Below are 19,161 nucleotides of genomic sequence, written 5' to 3'. Positions count from 1 at the left end.
AATCGTATTAGCGCAAAATGAGCAAACATATTTGCCAACAATTAAGAGATAATAGTTTACCCTTTTTCACTTATTTACCCTATGCAAGCCCAACAATCCAATACCTTTTCTCATGTCGACTGGCATCACACCGCCAGAACCTTGCTCACATCTCGCGCTTTAGATGATCTGGAAGAATATGATCTGGTGAAACAAAAAAAGGTCTTGTATCAATTCTCTGCGCGCGGCCATGACATGGCGCAGATATTACTGGCACAAATTCTGACTGCAAAAAAAGACGCAGTTTCCGGTTACTACCGCTCACGCCCCTTATTACTGTCGATGGGCATCGAAGTGGAGCAATGCCTGCAGGCCAGTATGATGCGTCAGGGTGGTTTTTCCGATGGTCGGGACATTGGCGTGGTGTTTAACCAACCCAATCATGATGGCGCTTGCGTGTTACCCATGTCTGGCGGGGTCGGCGCGCAATACACACCCATCGCCGGCTGGGCGCAAGCGGTTGAATACCACCGTAATCACTTGAAAAACAATGAATGGAATGATGCCATCGGCCTGGTATTGGGTGGTGACGGTTCGGTGGCCACCAATGGTTTTTGGTCGGCTTTAACCATGGCCACCACCTTGTCCTTACCGATGTTTTTCTACATTGAAGATAACGGCTACGGGATTTCTGTGCCATCGAGCTTTCAAACACCCGGTGGTAACATCGTCAGCAATTTAGAAAGTTTTAAGGGCATTAAACTATTTTCCGGTGACGGCACCCAGCCGCAAGTGGCGGCAGACTTAATTCAACAGGCCAATGATTATGTTCGCCGGGAGCGAAAGCCGGTCCTGTTGCGTCTCACTGTGCCGCGACTCAACGGCCATTCCGCGCAAGACACCCAAGGCTACAAAAGCGAAGAACGAATTAAATTTGAACAACAGCATGATCCTTTACCTAAACTCAAAGCCTATTTACACAAACAAAATATCCTCACCGCAGAATCATGGGACAACCTGGAACAAGAAACTAAAGAGGCCGTTTATAAAGTTTATCAACAAGTGGATGAGCAACCTTACGGTGACACCAAAACCATCACCCGCCATGCATTCAGTGAACAGGACCACCAGGGCAATAAAGAACTGCAACAACAAGGTGGCATCCATCTTAATAAACCGACATTCCCACCGGCCAGTGAAGAAATCATTGCCGAACCAGGTCGTATCAATATGGTCACTGCAATTCGCCGAACCCTTGACTTTGAATTAAGCCATAACGACAAAATGCTGGTATTTGGCGAAGATGTCGGGGCCAAAGGCGGCGTTCATGCCGTAACCTTAGGTCTGCAAGATAAGCACAGCGAACAACGGGTGTTTGATACCTCTTTATCGGAAGAAGGTATAATCGGTCGTTCCGTGGGCATGGCTTTAGCCGGTTTATTACCCGTACCTGAAATTCAATTCAGAAAATATGCCGATCCCGCCGAAGAACAACTCAATGACACCGGCACCATGCGATGGCGCACCAATAACCGCTTTGCCGCGCCGATGGTTGTGCGCATGGCCGGTGGTTATTTTGGTTGTGGCGACCCCTGGCATTCGCAATGCGCAGAAGTCAAATGGGTGCATGCCATCGGTTGGCAAGTGGCAATGCCATCCAACGCCGAAGATGCCGTGGGATTATTGCGCTATGCCTTGCGCAATAATAACCCGACGATTTTCTTTGAACACCGTAAAATGCTCGATCACAGCTGGGCACGAAGACCTTATCCCGGTGATCAGTTTATTATTCCGTTCGGCAAAGCCAAGACCATCACATCAGGTGACCGAATAACCGTTGTCAGTTGGGGTGGTATGGTGCATATGTGCCAAAGCGCCATCGAGCAAACCGGCATCAATGCCGAGCTCATTGATTTGCGCACCTTGCGTCCCTGGGATAAACAGGCGGTGTTAGACTCGGTCAAAAAGACCGGCCGCTGCCTGATTGTTCATGAGGATAATATTTCTGCCGGTTTTGGCGCAGAAATTGCGGCCGTGCTTGCCAATGAGGCTTTTTTCTATTTAGATGCGCCGATAGAACGACTGGCCACGGCCGATATCGGCAACCCCCATGACCCACAACTGATGGCCGCTGCCTTACCGAATACCGACACCATTGCTGAAAAAATCACTGAATTGGACCAAATATGAGCAAAACAATTGACATCACATTAGACGAAGCGCAGACCGAAGGCACCACGGCAACAGTGGCTGAATGGCTCAAAGCGGTGGGTGACCGAGTTCAAAAAGATGAGCCCATTATTGAGCTGGAAACCGATAAGGTAATGATGGAAATCACCGCCCCTGCAACAGGTATTTTAACCACAATTCATGTCGAATTGGGTGAAACGGCTTCTGACAATAAAATTCTGGGAACTATTAACACTGAGGTTGGGTCAAACCCTGAGAACGAAGTCCTTACAGACTTAAAAAAATCTGCTCCAAAAGAAACTAAAACAGATTTTCCTCAAAAGAACACGCCGGCTGCGGGGCCCTTAGATCATCCCCCCTCTAAGTTCAAGAGCCCCGCAGTTCGGCGTCTTTTGTCTCAACACGACATTAACCCAAATCTAATCTCAGGTAGCGGTAAAAACAACCGCCTCACCAGTCGTGACATTAAAGCTTATCTCGAACAAACCGAATCAGATACCGCACAAAGTAACGCCAGCGAATTAATTAAACACACAGCCATGCGTCGCAAAATTGCGGAGCATATGCAACACAGTGTGCAAACTGCACCGCATGTGACCGCTGTTTTTGATGTTGATCTCAGCCGTATTATGGCGCACCGAAAAAAACACAAAAAAGCCTTTGAACAACGCGGTATTAAACTAACCTACACCGCATACTTTATGGTTGCCACAGCGGCGGCCATTCAGCACCAACCCAAAATCAACGCCCGTTTTCACGAACACGGTTTAGAAGTGTTTAAACACATTAACATCGGTATCGGCACCGCTTTGGGTGATGACGGCTTGATTGTGCCGGTGTTAAAGCATTGCGAAAGCAAAAATTTAGAACACATCGCTCAAGGTCTCACCGAGATGACCGACAAAGCCCGCACCGGCGCGCTCCAGCAATCGGACGTCCAGGGCGGCACCTTCACCATCTCTAACCACGGCGTCTCAGGCTCTTTGGTGGCCACACCCATTATCATCAACCAACCGCAAGTGGCGATTTTAGGTTTAGGAAAAATTGAAAAAAGACCGGTGGTAAAAACAATCGACGGTGAAGATGCCCTGGCGATTAAACCCATGGGCTACGTCAGCCTCACCATCGACCACCGCGCCCTCGATGCTTACCACACCAATGACTTTTTAAGTTTCTTTAAGGACTATATTGAAAATTGGGAAGCCTAATCAGGCTTCCCAAAATAGTTTGCTGTTGTGAATAATTAAAAAATTCGTTAATTAAAACACATACATCAACAAATCAACCACACCCAACACAATGGCAGCGATGCCCAAAGGCTCTTTGATTGGCGCCAATTTATCCACGACTTTATTAATATTATCGTTGATTGAGGCATTGTCTTTGCTCCAGCCACGTAAGACGTTTTGCGCATATAAAAAACCCAAAGCAATCATTACCAAAGCTGATAACAAGCCTAAGAACAAGTAAAGATTAAAATATTTTATCCAACGCAATACCCGGAATAACCAAATAATACCCAGGACAATGGATACAATGCCAATCCAGCCTTCGGACTGTCTCAAGAAACTAATTAAGTCTTTGGTTCCCGGTGCCATGGCCTGAATACGCTCCGCCGCCGCCAAAAAGCCCAGCACCAACAATGTAATAATTAAGAAAAATGTCATATCTGCCTCTTAAAATGAATGCATATTATTTTAGCAGAACTCCGCTACTTTTTTGTAAATAGCTATTAACAAGCAAGTATTTTGTGAACTTGGTTACTCTGCGCGCTTACAAGGAGGCTTTCTTCAATCAAACCATTTATTCGCTCTTCCAAAGCCACAACTAAGGCTCAATCTAATTTCATGATATAAAATGTTTTAAGAGCGACAATTAATTTCGAGACACGAAACATAATACCTTTATCAAAAGATATGGCAAAGCCTACAAAAAATCCTGAGAGTTTGTACAATAGGTCAGTCATTTTCGCCGGAAAAACGGCATTTAATTAGCGCAAATTCACCACACTGAAAAACTCAATTACCGTGTAACCACTTTAAAAGACGATGACAAAAACCAAAAGACGCAGTTTATTTTCAACCATCAGGCGCTGGTTTGTCAGGCTGGTATTGCTTTGGTTATTAATCACCATATCATTGGTGCTGGTATTGCGCTGGTTTAACCCGCCCACCACCGCTTTTATGCTACAACGCATGTACAATCAAGAATACGACGCCATCGAGCTGCAACATGAGTGGCGAAATATATCACGCATTGCACCCGCGCTAGCCATATCAGTCATCGCCTCCGAAGATCAAAAGTTTGCCGATCATTGGGGCTTTGATCTGGCGGCCATTGAACAAGTTCTTGAAGACCGCCAAGCCGGCAAACAAATGCGCGGTGCCAGCACCATCAGTCAACAATTGGCGAAAAACCTGTATTTATGGCCGGGTCGCAGCTGGATTCGTAAAGGCCTAGAAGCGTATTTCACCGCCGCCATCGAAATTATGATTCCCAAACAACGCATTCTTGAACTCTATTTAAATGTGGCTGAATTCGGCGATGGCATTTATGGCGCCGAAGCCGCCGCCCAATCCATTTTCGGCATCTCGGCTGATTCTTTGAGCCCCCATCAATCCGCTTTGTTGGCCGCCCGTTTACCGGCACCGAAAAAATATGAAATCCAACCCGCATCCGATTACATGAAACAACGCGCCCACTGGATAGAACAACAGGTTAAACAACTGGGTGGCGAAAATTATCTGGATGGCTTGTAGGCATCTAAGCCTTTTCTATAAGTTTTTTTAGTGTTATTAAGTCCCCATAATTGTTTCAGAACATTAAATTGACTATAAACTAATCTTCAAACCCATCTTTGAATATTAAATCAGGATTATTTGGTCTATAAATTCCAAGATCCGCCTCTGGTTTACCACCCCAAATAATCATTTCTCGTCCCGTCCAAACAGCTGTATGCTTATCTCTACTTTCGGGAGCATTTAATAAAGTCGTTTCAGTCCAAGTGTCAGTAATTGGATTATATTTACCACCTGTATTTAAATAGTTACCATCAAATCCACCCCAAACAAGCATCTCACGACCAGTCCATACTGACGAATGATCATATCGCCCACTCGGCGCATCAATATTAGTCATTGAAATCCAAGAATTATTTATTGGATCAAATTTACCACCGGATTGATAAAGACCATTACCTGTGCCACCCCAAACAAGCATTTGATTGCCAGTCCAAACCGCATTATGAGTTGCGCGTGCTTCTGGTACACCTGCAGTTGAAGTTTCAGTCCATTCTCCATTAAAGGGATCATACGTAGCACCTGTGTCAAAAAATGTATAATTACCATCAAAAAACTCCCCACCCCAGACAATCATTTTCTCACCGGTCCAAATAGCAGTATGACGCGCTCTAGGGGCAAGAGTAAAACCTGAATTTATTTGGGTCCATGTGTCTTCAGTAGGATTATATTTGAAACCTAAATTATAATATTGCCATTGTCCACTAAAACGCTGTCCTCCCCATACAATCATTTCTCGTCCCGTCCAAATTGCAGTGTGATGTATAAGCCCGAAATGTGCATATAAATCATTACCCCATGTATTTGATATAGGATCATATTTACCAACCGAATTTAAATAGTTATTGTTATTTTGACCGCCCCAAACTATCATTTCACGCCCGGTCCAAACAGCGGTATGATCTTTTCTTGCTTCCGGAATATTTATCATAGAAACAGGTTTCCAACTATGGGTTAATGGATCGTATCGACCACCAGAATTAAGATACTGCCCAAAAGCCTCACCACCCCAAATTATCATTTCACTACCAGTCCAAATAGCTGTATGGTTTGATCGGTTGATAGGTTCTAAATTGTTAACAACTGTTGACATTTCTGACCAATTATCACTAATTGGGTTGTAGCGGGCACCTCTATCATCATATTCCCCAGAACCTCTGCCTCCCCAAATAATCATTTCTTCTCCTGTCCAAACACTTGTTGCTCCATATAAGCGTAAAGAAGGTTCTCCATTCGTATTCATGGTTGTCCACTGGTCACTCACTGGGTTATAACGACCACCGCCTCCAAGATCAATTGACTGCCAAACAATCATTTCTGTACCTGTCCAGACAATATTTTCTTCAAACGCATCCAAAGGAGCATTTGTACTATTGATATCTAACCAATAATCAGATACTGGGTTATATTTTTTTCCTCCTCCAGAAGCAGGAACGATCATTTCGTTGCCTGTCCAGATTGCGCTATCAGAAAAACCGTTGCCACTACTCAATGGTGCATTAGTTAGTGAAGTTGCAACCCAACTATTACTCAAAGGGTTGTAGCGACCGCCTGTTTCAGTGCCTTGAACACCACCATTAATTGAATCATATATTTGACCACCCCACACTATCATCTCATTCCCAGTCCAAACTACAGAATGTTGTGCTCTACCTATGGGGGCATTGTTAGTACTTATATTTTGCCATGTGTCATTAAATATATCGTATCGAGCACCTGTATTAACAAGCCCATTGTTGTCAGAACCTCCCCAAACAATCATTTCATTATTAGCTATAATAGCTGTATGGCTCGCTCTTGCGGTCGGTGAAGAGATAGTATTAATGTCACTCCAACTATCAGTATTAGGATTGTACTTAGCTCCATTATTATAAACTTTATCAAATTTACGCCCCCCCCACACAATCATTTCGTTACCATTCCAAACAGCAGTATGCAATTTTCTTTCCGATGGGGCATTTACTTTACTCATTACGGCCCAAGTATCAGTTATTGGATCGTATCGATATCCTGAGCTAAGATAAATAGCAATACCTTCATAATAGTTTCCACCCCAAATAATCATTTCATTACCTGTCCAAATAGCAGTATGCCATCTTCGGCCTTGTAATACATAATCTGCATCTTCCCAGAACCCACTATCTGAATTATTTTTAGAAAAGTTTTGCGTTTGACCACTGATTTCATTGAGTTTTAGATTATGGTAAATATTGGGACTAATAACTTTATCAATGTTTTGATTTGCCAACCACTTTTCGGAGGGTTCTTTCTTCCATGTCAACGTTTCTAATACAATGGACTCTATATTTTGACTTACTACTCTTTGATATATGAAATAATCAGACTTTTCTACCAATTGATTGCTTTTATCCAACGTACCCAAAAGGTCATCCCATTGGTCTTGATTCAAATCTAATTCATTAAGTTTATTGGGGCTTTTAGATTTTGATTTATAGTCGTTTAATTTAAGACGGTAAACTGTATTATTAATTTCAGCGTATAAAACGTCAACTTTAAAATCCTTTTGATAATCAGCTATCTCTTTTTCAGCTTTTTTTCTTAAATCATTATGTAATTTGTAGTTTGAATGGTACTGATATTTAAATGCTTTATTGACTAAACTGGGTCGAATGAGGCACTCAGCAATGGTGGTCGTATTATTATCAAAAGTTCTAAAAATTTCTTTTAAACGTTCCGGCGCTTTGGTTTGTTGAACTATTCTATTAAGTTCTGTTTGAATTTGATGCGCTGTAAAAGTTATCCCAAAATGCTCTTGCAGAACAGTTTCCTTTTTCAGGTTTGATAGAACAATTTTTTTAATATTTTCTTGATCAGCAATTTCTGTGAAGGCAGGCTTAGGAGAATCATTTTCTACTGGCCAATGACTATTAGCCCATTTTTCTTCTTGAATTTTATACTCACAGGCAATTCGACTGTCATAATATTGGCTACTATCGAGCCAATTGATTTCAGACAACTTGTTTTTTGCACCTATAGAAAAAGATAAGCCTAAAATAACAAGAATTACCACTGACTTTTGAAATTGACTTAGTACAATCATTTTTAATCCTTTTAAACTACAAAACACTAACTTAGTCAAACTGAATGTAATTGGCAATAATTAACTCATCAATTGCATCTTGATGCGGCATAAATTAGGTTAATAGAATTTAATTATGTGAATACTTTTAACTGGTGACAATTTCTGACAGCTTTTTAATTTACTTTACGCTTAAATTCAGAGCGGCGGGTGCATAGACTTTGCTATGCTCACTGCGGTATCAATCTCTAATCCTATTTTGACTCTATCAACGCCATCCATGACGCCGGCTTTCACTTTTACCACACAGTAATCACGATGGCAAAAGTAGTCACTTCCGCGTCCTGCTCGCGTTACACATCTACACACATATAGGCGAATGAAGAGCCAAGAACTTTCATAAGTGTTAAAATGACACTCTTTTTTTAAATATATTATTTATGCGTCCATCCAAACGAAGCAACGATGAACTACGGCCGATCCGTATTGAGCGGAATTACACCATGCATGCGGAGGGGTCTGTGATGATTTCTTGTGGTAACACCAAAGTGTTGTGTAATGCCAGTGTTGAAGACCGGGTGCCGCCTTGGTTGCGGGGTAAGGGTCAGGGTTGGGTGACGGCTGAGTACGGTATGTTGCCTCGGGCCACCAATACCCGTAATGGTCGGGAAGCGGCGCGCGGGAAGCAAGGTGGTCGCACTTTAGAAATTCAGCGTTTAATCGGTCGTTCTTTGCGGGCCATTGTCGATTTGTCGGCGCTGGGTGAACGGGTCATTACCGTGGATTGCGATGTCATTCAAGCCGATGGCGGCACCCGCACTGCGGCCATTACCGGGGCTTATGTGGCGCTGTATGATGCGGTTGAAACGTTATTAAAAAACAACACCATTAAAAAGAATCCCTTATATGGTTCGGTGGCGGCGGTGTCGGTGGGGATATATAACCAACAACCGGTGTTGGATTTAGATTACCCTGAAGATTCTCAGGCAGAAACCGATATGAATGTGGTGATGAACGATGGTGGGCATTTTATCGAGGTACAAGGCACCGCGGAAGGTCACGCCTTTCGGCGTGATGAGCTAAATCAATTACTGGATTTGGCTGAAAGCGGCATTCGTCAACTGTTACATGCGCAACAACAAGCCATACTCAAATAATCATGAAACAATTACTGTTAGCCAGTGGCAACGCCGGTAAACTCAAGGAACTGACTTTGGCTTTGGCTGATTTCGACTATTCGTTACAGCCACAACCCAAAGACAGCGCCTATCATGTCGCCGAAACCGGCACCACTTTTGTTGAAAATGCCATCATTAAAGCTCGTCATGCCGCCGGGTTAAGCGGTTTACCGACTCTGGCTGATGACTCGGGTCTGATTGTGCCGTCACTGAATGGTGAACCCGGGGTTTATTCTGCACGCTACGCCGGTGATGATGCCAATGACAAAGACAACAATGCAAAACTGTTAAAAGCCTTGCACAATAGCCAGCAGCGTCAGGCTTATTTCTATTGTTGCCTGGTATTGATGCAACAAGCCGACGATCCGGCACCTGTGATTGCCGAAGGTCGCTGGTATGGCGAAATTTGTTTACAGCCAAGCGGTGACGGTGGTTTTGGTTATGATCCACTCTTTTATTTACCTGATCTTAAATGCACCGCAGCCCAGTTACCAGCCGACGAAAAATCCCGTCTTTCTCATCGCGGTCAGGCCGTGCAGAACTTAAAACAACTGCTGGCTCATAATAAGCAATCTTGATGCTGACTCCACCAAAACTCAGTTTATACATTCACTTCCCCTGGTGCGTGCAAAAATGCCCCTATTGTGATTTTAATTCCCATCAGTTAAAAACCAACTTAAACGAGACCGAATATGTGGATGCCTTATTGGCGGATTTAGAACAGGATTTGCCGTTGATTTGGGGTCGTACCATCAACACCATTTTCATGGGTGGCGGTACGCCGAGTTTATTTTCAGCCCAGGCCATGCAGAGACTGCTCAGTGGTATCCGTGCTTTGCTAGCAATCCGTCCGGATGCAGAAATCACCATGGAAGTGAATCCCGGCAGTCAGGAATTTGATCATTTAGCGGCTTATCGACAAGCCGGCATTAACCGTTTGTCCTTTGGTGTGCAATCTTTGGACAATAACAAACTCAAGGTGTTGGGACGTATTCATAATGCCGCGCAAGCAATCAACGCCATCAAAAAAGCCCAACAAGCGGACTTTACTAATTTTAATACCGATTTGATGTTTGCCTTACCTGAACAAACCCTCTCCGGCGCACGGGATGACTTAAATGCGCTGTTAGATTTACAACCACCACATGTGTCTTATTACCAGCTGACTTTAGAAGCCAATACGTTGTTTGCAGTCAAACCGCCGCCGGGTATTCCCGATGAAGGCGTGCAACAAGACATGTATTTTCAAGGCCGGGACATACTTTCCGCAGCCGGTTACGGGCAATATGAAGTGTCTGCCTATGCCGGTGACAATAACCCGTCCGAACATAACCTTAATTATTGGCGCTTTGGTGATTATTTAGGCATTGGTGCCGGCGCCCACAGTAAAATTACCCGGGGACACAACGGCGAAATTATCCGATTGATGAAACAAAAGCATCCGCAAACGTATTTAAACACGGTGCGTCAGGATAAACGTATTATCGAACAAAAAACACTGACTCCGGATGATTTATTGTTTGAATTTTTGTTGAATCATCTGCGCTTAAAAGAACCGATGCCCTTGACTCGTTTTCGCGAGCGAACCGGTTTACCGGTAACCCGCTTAATAACCTTGTTCAAAGAATCAGTGCCTGAAAACTGGTACCGACTCAATGAACAATCAATCACCTTAACCGAAACCGGTTTTTTGAACAGTGATTCAATCTTACAACAGCTTGTGTAATTGTTATTGGTCGTAAAATTCGACCACACCGGTGGAAATATTATAACAGGCACCGACAATTTCCAGTTTTCCCGAACCCAATGCGTCTTCCAAAATATCTGAAGAGGCCAATAACTGATCCACGGACTTGAGGACATTGGCTTTCACAGCCTGAGAAACGGTGACATTTTCCACACCGGCCAAATCAGTTAAGGGGGTTACCGCCGGTTTAATACGACGAACAATGGATTGGATATGATGTGAAACCGCGCCGGGTTGCCTGATGTCATTCAAAGTGGCGGTGACCGCACCACATTCAGTATGACCCATGACCACCACCAGCGGTGTGCCAAATTCAGCCACCGCGAACTCAATACTGCCAATTAAAGAAGGCGCGACAATATTACCGGCCACCCGAATCACGAATAAATCACCCAAACCCTGATCAAACACCAACTCCGCCGGTGCCCGTGAATCGGAACAACCTAAAATCACCGCAAAAGGTTTCTGTCCCAGAGTCAACTCCATGCGTTTTTGGCCACTAATCTCACCACTGGGACTTTGGTGCTCATCAATAAAACGTTGGTTGCCGGCTTTCAGTTTAGCCAGGGCTTCTTGGGCTCTTTTCATAGACTGGAATTGATGTGAAAGCCGTCATTATAAATGTGTTTGCGGTAAAACCGAAGTGTTAACCACAAGGTCATTTGAATCAATCAATCAATCATCTACCACGGCATAGGTGTTCAATGACCAATCAGAAAAAGGTGTTTGTTTTATCACCGCCCGGATCGTTTCTGATTGCGCTGTTCGCAGTTTAACTTCAACCGTTTTAAACAGCATCAAATTTTGATAGCTGCCTGACACCATTTGCAACTGATTAACAGGTGCATCATGATTTTTTGCCACTAAATTCATGGCCGTTTCGTAATAGTTATCTTTTTCCGGCATGACACTGAACAATGCCATTAATGACGACGTCACTGCTAACAGTAAAATTGTTGATTTTTTCATGGTTCTATTCAGGAGTTTCAACAAAAGTATACATAATATTGCAAGCAACAGCGTTTCTACAATTATTTTTCATTAAAATCCGGAATCTATAAAAATCGCAAATCAGCTGTCCGCCCATATCAAATCATCATTAAACACCTGATTTCTTTATTTTTTTTATTAAAAGTGCTAAAATGTGTCGCTTGTTAATCGCAGTAGCTTCAGATTAACACTTATTTACCCTTCCTTTTATTCAATCAAAAACAAACTATTTATGGAAATTAGACCTTTTAAGCGCGAACAAGATTTACAAAATTTACTCAAACTTAATGAGAAGTTTGTCGAGTTGCTCAGCCCCATGTCGGCCAGTCAATTTGATAACATCAACGAGGATAACAGCTATGTCTTAGTGGCTGAAGTCGATGGTCAATTTGCCGGTTTTTTTATGTTGGTTAAATCCAATGCCGATTATGAAAGCGAAAATTTTCGCTGGTTTCAAAAACGCTACGATAATTTTATCTACGTGGATCGGGTGGCTGTGGATAATGATTTTTGCGGTCGCGGTATCGGTAGTGAATTTTATCAGCGCGCTTTTCGCTATGCTGAGAAAAACAACATTGACTATATGTTTGCTGAAATTCACATGGATCCGCCCAATGAAAAGTCGTTGGCTTTTCATGATAGTTTGGGTTTTGTCGAAGAAGGCACGGCCACACTCAAAGGCGATCACCATTATTCATTACAAAAAAAGGTTTTTAACCAGGCCGCTGAAAAGTCTGCTTAGGCCGACAATGATTTAGCCATGGCTTCAATGCCTGACAATGTCATGGGGTACATGCGCCCATCCACCACTTTTTTTAAAATCTGGGTTGAATGGGTGTAATCCCAATAGTCTTGTCGAATGGGGTTCAGCCAGGCATGCTTCGGCCATTTGTCCAATAACCGCTGCAGCCAAATCAATCCCGCTTCCTGATTCATATGTTCCACCGAGCCACCGGCATGGGTCAGCTCGTACGGTGACATGGCGGCATCGCCAACAAAAATCACACGATAGTCCTCACCATATGTGTTTAATACATCATAGGTATTCAGCGGTTGGTCCCAGCGTCGGCTGTTATCGCGCCACAAATGTTCATAGACACAATTATGGAAATAATAGTATTCCAGGTGTTTAAATTCACTGCGCGCCGCCGAGAACAATTGCTCCACCTGTTCAATGTGGTAATCCATGGAACCACCCACATCAAAGAACATCAACAATTTTACGGCGTTATGTTTTTCAGGGCGCATTTTCAAATCCAATAAGCCGGCATTTTTAGCGGTTGAGCGAATGGTGTCATCTAAATCCAACTCTTCAGCGGCACCGGTGCGGGCAAACTGGCGTAAATGACGCAGCGCCATCTTGATCGAACGGGTACCGATCTCCACTTCGTCACTTAAATTCTTAAACTGGCGTTTTTCCCAGACTTTAGTCGCTCTTTGGTGCCGTCCCGGCCCGCCAATTCTGACGCCTTCGGGATTATAGCCGCCATGACCAAAAGGCGAGGTACCACCGGTGCCAATCCATTTATTACCGCCCTGATGTTTACCCTGCTGTTCTTCCAGTCGTTTTTTCAAAGTTTCCATGAGCTTATCAAAACCACCCAAGGCTTCAATCTGTGCTTTTTCTTCATCCGTCAGGTTATTCACCCATTCAGGATTGAGCCAGTCATGGGGAATCAAAAACTCCTCTAAACCTTGCACCATCTCCAGGTTATGAAAATAATGCCCAAAGGCCTGATCAAAACGATCAAAATGTTGCTCATCTTTAACCATACACAGTCGGCTTAGCAGGTAAAAATCATCAATCGAAGCAAACACCACCTGCTTATCCAGGGCTTCCAACAGCGTCAACAATTCTTTTACAGTCACCGGTAAGCCGGCCTTTTTTAATGTATAAAAAAAATCTATCAGCATAAATTTACGCTTCGCGACGCATCATAAAAGCCAGTTTCTGCAACATTTCCACATCTTGCTCGTTTTTTAACAAGGCACCATATAAAGGCGGAATGGCTTCTTTAATGCTTTTATTGCGCAAGGTTTCCAGTGGAATATCATCGGCCACCAATAATTTTATCCAATCAATCAGCTCAGAGGTTGATGGCCGTTTCTTTAAACCGGGAATATCACGCACTTCAAAAAAGGTTTCCAAGGCGGCATTCAGTAAGTCCTTTTTTAAATTCGGAAAGTGAACCTGAATAATGGCCTGCATGGTTTTCTTATCGGGGAAACGGATGTAATGGAAAAAACAGCGGCGCAAGAAGGCATCGGGCAATTCCTTTTCATTGTTACTGGTGATAATAATAATCGGGCGTTGCTTAGCAGTGATGGTTTCACCGGTTTCGTAGACACTGAACTGCATTTTATCGAGCTCCACCAATAAATCATTGGGAAATTCAATATCGGCCTTGTCAATCTCATCAATCAGTAACACCACTTGTTCATCACTGGTAAACGCTTCCCAGAGTTTTCCGGGTTTAATGTAATTTTTGATGTCATGGACTTTATCATCACCCAATTGCGAATCGCGTAAACGCGAGACTGCATCGTATTCATATAAGCCTTGTTGTGCTTTGGTGGTGGATTTTATGTGCCAGCTGAGTAATTGTTTGCCCATGGCCGCCGCCACTTCTTCAGCCAACATTGTTTTGCCGGTGCCCGGCTCGCCTTTGATGAGTAAAGGTCGCTGTAAAGTCACGGCCGCATTCACGGCCAATTGCAAATCATCCGTGGCCACATAATTGTCACTGCCGGTAAATTTTGTCATGTATTTAATTGTTGTTTTAAAAGCTGACCATTTTAACAAGAATCAACCAAGCTTGTTAAAAGGGTTAAAAAAGGGTTATTTTTCACTGAAACCTACTTTTACGGCTTAAAAATGTGCGTTTATTCTCAATTTATTAACAGCAACAGACGTTAAATAGAAGCATCCATTGAGGAAAAAGCCATGCCCATTGATTATACGCCCAAGCGAAAAAAACCGAATAAAGACATTGCCGGTTACCGTCAACAGAAGAAATTAAGCCGCCGTCCCAAGCAACCGGTTATAAAAACCCATGCTTTTATCAGCAGCACCAACAAAGCAGCAGCCAATCCGCCTAATTTAATTCACCGCGTGTTGAGTAAAATGGCCTATGGACCTAACAGCAGCGACGTTGCACACATTAAGCAATTACCTGGCGTCAGCGATGAGACCAAAGTGATGGCTTATATTGACGAACAACTTAACCCGCACACCATTAATGACACGGCCTGTGAACAACGCTTAACAGGCGCCAATGGCTTTACCACACTGAACAAAACCCGCCAACAGCTGTATCAACAACATTTCAGAAAAGCAAATGGTGACACCTATGAATGGTCACATTTGGTTCGACCTTCGCGGGAGGTCTCTTTGGCAACCATCCTTCGCGGTATACATTCTAAGCGTCAATTAAAGGAAATGATGGCGGATTTTTGGCACAACCATTTCAATATTTCCAATGATGCCTATGGTGTGCAGCCGATGTTTGTGCATTATGATCGCGATGTGATTCGGCCGAATGTGCTGGGCAATTTCAGAGAAATGCTATACCAAGTCACCCGCTCAACGTGCATGCTCATCTATCTCAATAATGGTTCTAACAGAGCTTCAGCACCCAATGAGAATTTTGCCCGCGAGGTGATGGAACTACATACCCTGGGGGCGGATAACTACTTCGGGCACATGGACTGGCAAGACGTACCGCTTGATAATGACGGCTATCGCACAGGTTATGTGGAAGCTGACGTCTTAGAAATGGCACGGGCATTAACCGGCTGGTCTTTTAGTGGTGCCAGTTGGTGGGATTTTCAGGACGGGAAAGTCGCCACCGGCTTATTTTTATACCGCAATGATTGGCATGACACCGGTACCAAACGGGTACTGGGTGAAGATTTTTATTACACCAGCGCCAACCCACAACAAGATCTTAATCAGATTTTAGATTTATTGGCTCAACATCCGGGTACCAATCGTTTTTTGGCAGAAAAATTGTGTCGTCGCTTCATTTCTGATGAACCGAATACTGCGATTATTGATGCTGTCGCCAATACCTTACAACAAAACTGGCAAGCACCCGATCAGATTAAATTGGCGATGGAAACTTTACTTAAATCCAATGACTTCTTGACCACTTGGGGTGAAAAAGTCAAACGGCCTTTTGAGCGTATCATCGGCGCCATGCGACAGCTACAGTATAAATTCAGATTTAATCCTGAAGTCGAGCATACAGGGTGGCATTATTGGACACTGTTTGATACCGGCCAGCAACCTTTCTTCTGGGCATCACCCAACGGCTATCCAGATGTGACATCTCACTGGCTGGGTACATTAAGCATGGTGGCCACATGGAAATTCATACAATGGATTAGCCATTTTGACAGAGATGGCGGCGAACCGAACGATCGGTTTCTTCTCAACAAAGTACTGGAAGACACCTTGATTGGCCTACCCAACGCCAATGATCACACTGCCGCGAAGTTGGTTGATTTTTGGTATGAAAAAATTATAGGCGCTTTGCCGGATAGCACCACCCACAATCACCTGGCTGATTTAATGGCCAGTGATGATCACCGCAATGCCATTGGCGGTGATCACAATTCAGCCATGGATTTAACTGTAAACAACTGGCCCGCTTATAATCAAGATAAACTGTACGCCATGGTGGCCACCATTTTTTTTACCCCTGAATTTCTTTACCGGTAACTGTTATGAAAAAAATCAATCGCAGACAATTTATCCAAGGCAGCGGTGTTATCACCTTATCGGGTTTGGGAGGCTTACAGTTGGGCATGGCCCGTAATTTACTGGGCACAAATGATGGCCCGGCAAGGGATTTACTGGTGTACGTATTTCTGAACGGCGCCATGGATGGTTTACACATGGTACCGCCAAGAAGCGGCAATGACTATAATTATTACCGTAACGACCTGCGACCTAATTTACATATTGCCAACACGGAATCACTGGCCTTAAACGGTCAAAACGCCTTTGGCATGCATCCGGCAGCGGCGGGAATGGCGGACTTATTCAACCGCAATAAAATGGCGATTGTCCATGCCACCGGCTTAAGCCAATCTAACCGCAGTCACTTTGAGGCCACTAAATACATGGAATTGGGCGCTCAGGATTTAGGTGCCACGGCAGGTACCGGCTGGCTGACCCGTTATTTTCAATCATCCTTGCATACGCCCGAGAATGCACTGATACCTTCGGTGATACCGGGCGATGCCAATTCGGCGGCTTTTTTAGGTGACCCGACTGCCTTAGCGGTTAATGATCCCGAAGATTTCACCATGTCAAAAGGCCATTGGGCCTGGGGTGCATCACAAGCCGAAACTTTAAACAGACTGTATGAAAACCCAAACAGCCCCGAAGCCACTGTGGGCCACCAGGCACTATACACTTCACAAGTCATTCAAAGTATTGATTGGGATAATTATCAAGCGGGCAATAATGCAGTGTATCCTGACAGTCAATTGGGTGATCAGCTCAAAACCGTGGCACAATTATACCGTTCAGATATCGGTTTGGAAGTGGCTTATGTGCCCACCGGCGGCTGGGATACCCATGACGGGCAAAGCTACCGATTTAATAATTTAGCCGCTGAATTATCCGCGGGCTTGTCGGCCTTCTATGAAGATTTGCACGCCCACCACCCGGGGCGTTTTACCATTGTTGTGCAATCCGAATTTGGTCGCCGCGCTTATCAAAACAGCGCCAACAGCACTGATCACGGTTATGGCAATCCGATGTTTGTTATTGGTGATACTGTTAACCCTGGTTTTCACGGTCAATTCCCGGGTCTTGCAGCCAATGAATTGTTTGAAGGCGGTGATGTCAATGTCACCACCGACTATCGCGATGTCATCAGTGAAATCCTGATGAAACGCATGCGCAACCGATTTTTAGGCTACATCTTCCCTGACTACAACAATTACAACCCCTTGAATATCGTCCAGGGTGACGACATGACCCCCATTTTCGACGCCAACTACGACCCTATTTTTGCATCGGGTTTTGATTAAGTTTAACTTGGATAGTTGTTAACAGTCGATTATTGCAAGTTCCAGGCGTCCAGCCATTCAATTGAAGTTGGCACCAGATCGAAGTCTTTGATTAAACGTTGTTGGAAATCTTGCATATGGGCGGCACCATAGAAAATCGCCACGGATTGAGGCTTTTTATCCACTAAGGTGCGCTTTAGCACATTTAATGCTTTTTGATTTCTGGCGGCCACCAGGGTGGAGCCCTCAGGGCCTTCAAAGGCGGTCATTATAGATTCAGCATCAGCCAATTCCTGAGCCACCATGCGTTTTAACGCATGCTGCTTGTCATCTGCCATCAGCAGGGTAAATAAACTGAGCTGACTGGCGGCACCGGCAGTCAAGTCTCGGGCCAGACCTGCACGCCACATTTGCAAAATCATGCCGGTGATGGTTTCGCCCCTATTGGCCATACTTTTTTTAAATTCATCCGGGCTAAAGTCGGCGTGAACAAAATGCTTTGGACTGTAATCGACACCATCCATTTGATAGGTCAATCCCAGTATATCGGTCATTTTAAGCTGAATGTTCGTCAACAGATTATTTTTACCGGCCGAGGCTTTGTCTCCGGATTCATTGTGTTGTCTGGGTGTTATTTTAGTCCCTTCAGGGGCCACCATTTCATAAAGAACCGTATCATATTCAGCAAAGCGACTATTTAAATCCGCAAAATATCTTGCATCAGCCACATGCACCGCACTCACCAAATCAAGATACCAATCTTGCTGACCTGTGCGTGGCTTAAAGCGCACCAAAGCCACTTGCAAGGCATTACCGTCTTCTGCCATACGAATATATTGCTCAGGCAGTTTCTCTGACACAGTCAGTTCAGCTGAAGTCGTGGGCGCTATAAGAAAAATTAAAATTGAGCACAGTACAATGCTCAGCAAACCAGTTTTATGTTTCATGATATTCCATTTGTTAGTTTGTTTGTTTGTTTTAGAGTGACTAAAGCATAAATGGTTCAGGCGTCCATGTCCGGAATCAACATATCTTCGTAATGTTTGATATCATCTTTCAAACTTAACTTTTCCTTTTTCACCCGTTTTATATCAAGCTCATTGGCTTCAGGTGCGGACTCTAAACCAATTAAACGAGATTCCAATGCATCATGTTTTTCTTTGAGTTGTTCTAAGCGTTGTTTAATTTGATGTTCTTTTAATGCCATGTCGACTC

At 44.0% G+C, this 19,161-nt stretch carries 17 protein-coding genes; 9 read left to right on the top strand and 8 right to left on the bottom strand.

Annotation, left to right across the window (positions count from 1 at the left end; all coding sequences use genetic code 11):
• Window positions 1-81: 81 nt before the first annotated feature.
• Window positions 82-2,169, top strand: coding sequence for an alpha-ketoacid dehydrogenase subunit alpha/beta (locus tag OS173_RS06410; RefSeq protein WP_267183448.1), 2,088 nt, complete (start codon window positions 82-84; stop codon window positions 2,167-2,169).
• A complete protein-coding gene (locus tag OS173_RS06405; RefSeq protein ID WP_267183447.1) occupies window positions 2,166-3,377 on the top strand; it encodes a dihydrolipoamide acetyltransferase family protein in 1,212 nt (403 codons plus the stop codon). The genes OS173_RS06410 and OS173_RS06405 overlap by 4 nt, the downstream gene beginning before the upstream one ends.
• A gap of 51 nt (window positions 3,378-3,428) precedes the next feature.
• On the opposite strand, the gene OS173_RS06400 is transcribed toward OS173_RS06405, so the two are convergent.
• Window positions 3,429-3,836: a hypothetical protein gene (locus OS173_RS06400; protein WP_267183446.1), complete on the bottom strand. Its 408-nt coding sequence runs from the start codon at window positions 3,834-3,836 to the stop codon at window positions 3,429-3,431.
• A gap of 381 nt (window positions 3,837-4,217) precedes the next feature.
• Between OS173_RS06400 and mtgA the strand changes: the two genes are divergently transcribed.
• Window positions 4,218-4,928, top strand: a complete 711-nt coding sequence (mtgA, locus tag OS173_RS06395) for a monofunctional biosynthetic peptidoglycan transglycosylase (protein ID WP_267183445.1) — start codon at window positions 4,218-4,220, stop codon at window positions 4,926-4,928.
• A gap of 79 nt (window positions 4,929-5,007) precedes the next feature.
• On the opposite strand, the gene OS173_RS06390 is transcribed toward mtgA, so the two are convergent.
• Window positions 5,008-8,028 carry a Kelch repeat-containing protein gene (locus tag OS173_RS06390; protein ID WP_267183444.1) on the bottom strand — a complete coding sequence of 1,007 codons (3,021 nt, stop codon included), beginning with the start codon at window positions 8,026-8,028 and terminating at the stop codon, window positions 5,008-5,010.
• Between the two features lie 410 nt (window positions 8,029-8,438).
• On the opposite strand from OS173_RS06390, the gene rph reads away from it, so the two are divergent.
• The 3 genes from rph to hemW are packed head-to-tail and all read left to right on the top strand — an operon-like array spanning window position 8,439 to window position 10,911.
• Complete coding sequence (gene rph, locus OS173_RS06385) at window positions 8,439-9,164, top strand: ribonuclease PH (protein WP_456085703.1); 726 nt, start codon at window positions 8,439-8,441, stop codon at window positions 9,162-9,164.
• A 2-nt stretch (window positions 9,165-9,166) separates the two neighbouring features.
• Entirely contained in the window at window positions 9,167-9,763 is a 597-nt protein-coding gene (gene rdgB / locus OS173_RS06380) for an RdgB/HAM1 family non-canonical purine NTP pyrophosphatase (protein ID WP_267183442.1), read from the top strand.
• On the top strand, window positions 9,763-10,911 hold the full coding sequence (hemW, locus tag OS173_RS06375) for a radical SAM family heme chaperone HemW (RefSeq protein WP_267183441.1): 1,149 nt from the start codon (window positions 9,763-9,765) through the stop codon (window positions 10,909-10,911). The genes rdgB and hemW overlap by 1 nt, the downstream gene beginning before the upstream one ends.
• Window positions 10,912-10,914: 3 nt before the next feature.
• On the opposite strand, the gene OS173_RS06370 is transcribed toward hemW, so the two are convergent.
• Together OS173_RS06370 and OS173_RS06365 are read right to left on the bottom strand one after the other, a co-directional pair.
• Window positions 10,915-11,520, bottom strand: a complete 606-nt coding sequence (locus tag OS173_RS06370; protein WP_267183440.1) for a carbonic anhydrase — start codon at window positions 11,518-11,520, stop codon at window positions 10,915-10,917.
• Between the two features lie 87 nt (window positions 11,521-11,607).
• Entirely contained in the window at window positions 11,608-11,901 is a 294-nt protein-coding gene (locus OS173_RS06365) for a hypothetical protein (protein ID WP_267183439.1), read from the bottom strand.
• Window positions 11,902-12,154: 253 nt separating this feature from the next.
• Here OS173_RS06365 and OS173_RS06360 point away from each other — a divergent pair, with 253 nt between their 5' ends.
• A complete protein-coding gene (locus tag OS173_RS06360; RefSeq protein WP_267183438.1) occupies window positions 12,155-12,664 on the top strand; it encodes a GNAT family N-acetyltransferase in 510 nt (169 codons plus the stop codon).
• On the opposite strand, the gene OS173_RS06355 is transcribed toward OS173_RS06360, so the two are convergent.
• Window positions 12,661-13,836, bottom strand: coding sequence for a vWA domain-containing protein (locus tag OS173_RS06355; protein WP_267183437.1), 1,176 nt, complete (start codon window positions 13,834-13,836; stop codon window positions 12,661-12,663). The two genes, OS173_RS06360 and OS173_RS06355, sit on opposite strands and share 4 nt — an antisense overlap.
• Before the next feature lie 4 nt (window positions 13,837-13,840).
• On the bottom strand, window positions 13,841-14,686 hold the full coding sequence (locus tag OS173_RS06350) for an AAA family ATPase (RefSeq protein ID WP_267183436.1): 846 nt from the start codon (window positions 14,684-14,686) through the stop codon (window positions 13,841-13,843).
• Between the two features lie 180 nt (window positions 14,687-14,866).
• Here OS173_RS06350 and OS173_RS06345 point away from each other — a divergent pair, with 180 nt between their 5' ends.
• Together OS173_RS06345 and OS173_RS06340 are read left to right on the top strand one after the other, a co-directional pair.
• Window positions 14,867-16,645, top strand: coding sequence for a DUF1800 domain-containing protein (locus OS173_RS06345; protein ID WP_267183435.1), 1,779 nt, complete (start codon window positions 14,867-14,869; stop codon window positions 16,643-16,645).
• 5 nt (window positions 16,646-16,650) lie between these two features.
• Window positions 16,651-17,967, top strand: a complete 1,317-nt coding sequence (locus OS173_RS06340) for a DUF1501 domain-containing protein (RefSeq protein ID WP_267183434.1) — start codon at window positions 16,651-16,653, stop codon at window positions 17,965-17,967.
• Window positions 17,968-17,996: 29 nt separating this feature from the next.
• Here OS173_RS06340 and OS173_RS06335 read toward each other — a convergent pair whose 3' ends face one another.
• The gene (locus OS173_RS06335) at window positions 17,997-18,893 is read right to left on the bottom strand and encodes a hypothetical protein (RefSeq protein WP_267183433.1); all 897 of its coding nucleotides are present in this window, start codon (window positions 18,891-18,893) and stop codon (window positions 17,997-17,999) included.
• Window positions 18,894-18,949: 56 nt separating this feature from the next.
• Window positions 18,950-19,153: a YdcH family protein gene (locus OS173_RS06330; protein WP_267183432.1), complete on the bottom strand. Its 204-nt coding sequence runs from the start codon at window positions 19,151-19,153 to the stop codon at window positions 18,950-18,952.
• Between the last annotated feature and the right edge of the window lie 8 nt (window positions 19,154-19,161).

The organism is Marinicella gelatinilytica (assembly GCF_026410405.1).
Classification (GTDB): Bacteria; Pseudomonadota; Gammaproteobacteria; order Xanthomonadales; family Marinicellaceae; genus Marinicella; species Marinicella gelatinilytica.
The sequence above is the reverse complement of the archived record's forward strand: the minus strand, read 5'-3'. Positions and strand labels throughout refer to the sequence as shown.

Coding starts and splice junctions, on each gene's coding strand:
- OS173_RS06345 (WP_267183435.1), top strand. CDS start 14,867: ATGCCCATTGATTATACGCCCAAGCGAAAAAAACCGAATAAAGACATT.
- mtgA (WP_267183445.1), top strand. CDS start 4,218: ATGACAAAAACCAAAAGACGCAGTTTATTTTCAACCATCAGGCGCTGG.
- OS173_RS06370 (WP_267183440.1), bottom strand. CDS start 11,520: ATGAAAAGAGCCCAAGAAGCCCTGGCTAAACTGAAAGCCGGCAACCAA.
- rdgB (WP_267183442.1), top strand. CDS start 9,167: ATGAAACAATTACTGTTAGCCAGTGGCAACGCCGGTAAACTCAAGGAA.
- OS173_RS06400 (WP_267183446.1), bottom strand. CDS start 3,836: ATGACATTTTTCTTAATTATTACATTGTTGGTGCTGGGCTTTTTGGCG.
- OS173_RS06335 (WP_267183433.1), bottom strand. CDS start 18,893: ATGAAACATAAAACTGGTTTGCTGAGCATTGTACTGTGCTCAATTTTA.
- OS173_RS06340 (WP_267183434.1), top strand. CDS start 16,651: ATGAAAAAAATCAATCGCAGACAATTTATCCAAGGCAGCGGTGTTATC.
- OS173_RS06365 (WP_267183439.1), bottom strand. CDS start 11,901: ATGAAAAAATCAACAATTTTACTGTTAGCAGTGACGTCGTCATTAATG.
- OS173_RS06410 (WP_267183448.1), top strand. CDS start 82: ATGCAAGCCCAACAATCCAATACCTTTTCTCATGTCGACTGGCATCAC.
- OS173_RS06330 (WP_267183432.1), bottom strand. CDS start 19,153: ATGGCATTAAAAGAACATCAAATTAAACAACGCTTAGAACAACTCAAA.
- OS173_RS06405 (WP_267183447.1), top strand. CDS start 2,166: ATGAGCAAAACAATTGACATCACATTAGACGAAGCGCAGACCGAAGGC.
- OS173_RS06350 (WP_267183436.1), bottom strand. CDS start 14,686: ATGACAAAATTTACCGGCAGTGACAATTATGTGGCCACGGATGATTTG.
- hemW (WP_267183441.1), top strand. CDS start 9,763: ATGCTGACTCCACCAAAACTCAGTTTATACATTCACTTCCCCTGGTGC.
- OS173_RS06360 (WP_267183438.1), top strand. CDS start 12,155: ATGGAAATTAGACCTTTTAAGCGCGAACAAGATTTACAAAATTTACTC.
- OS173_RS06390 (WP_267183444.1), bottom strand. CDS start 8,028: ATGATTGTACTAAGTCAATTTCAAAAGTCAGTGGTAATTCTTGTTATT.
- OS173_RS06355 (WP_267183437.1), bottom strand. CDS start 13,836: ATGCTGATAGATTTTTTTTATACATTAAAAAAGGCCGGCTTACCGGTG.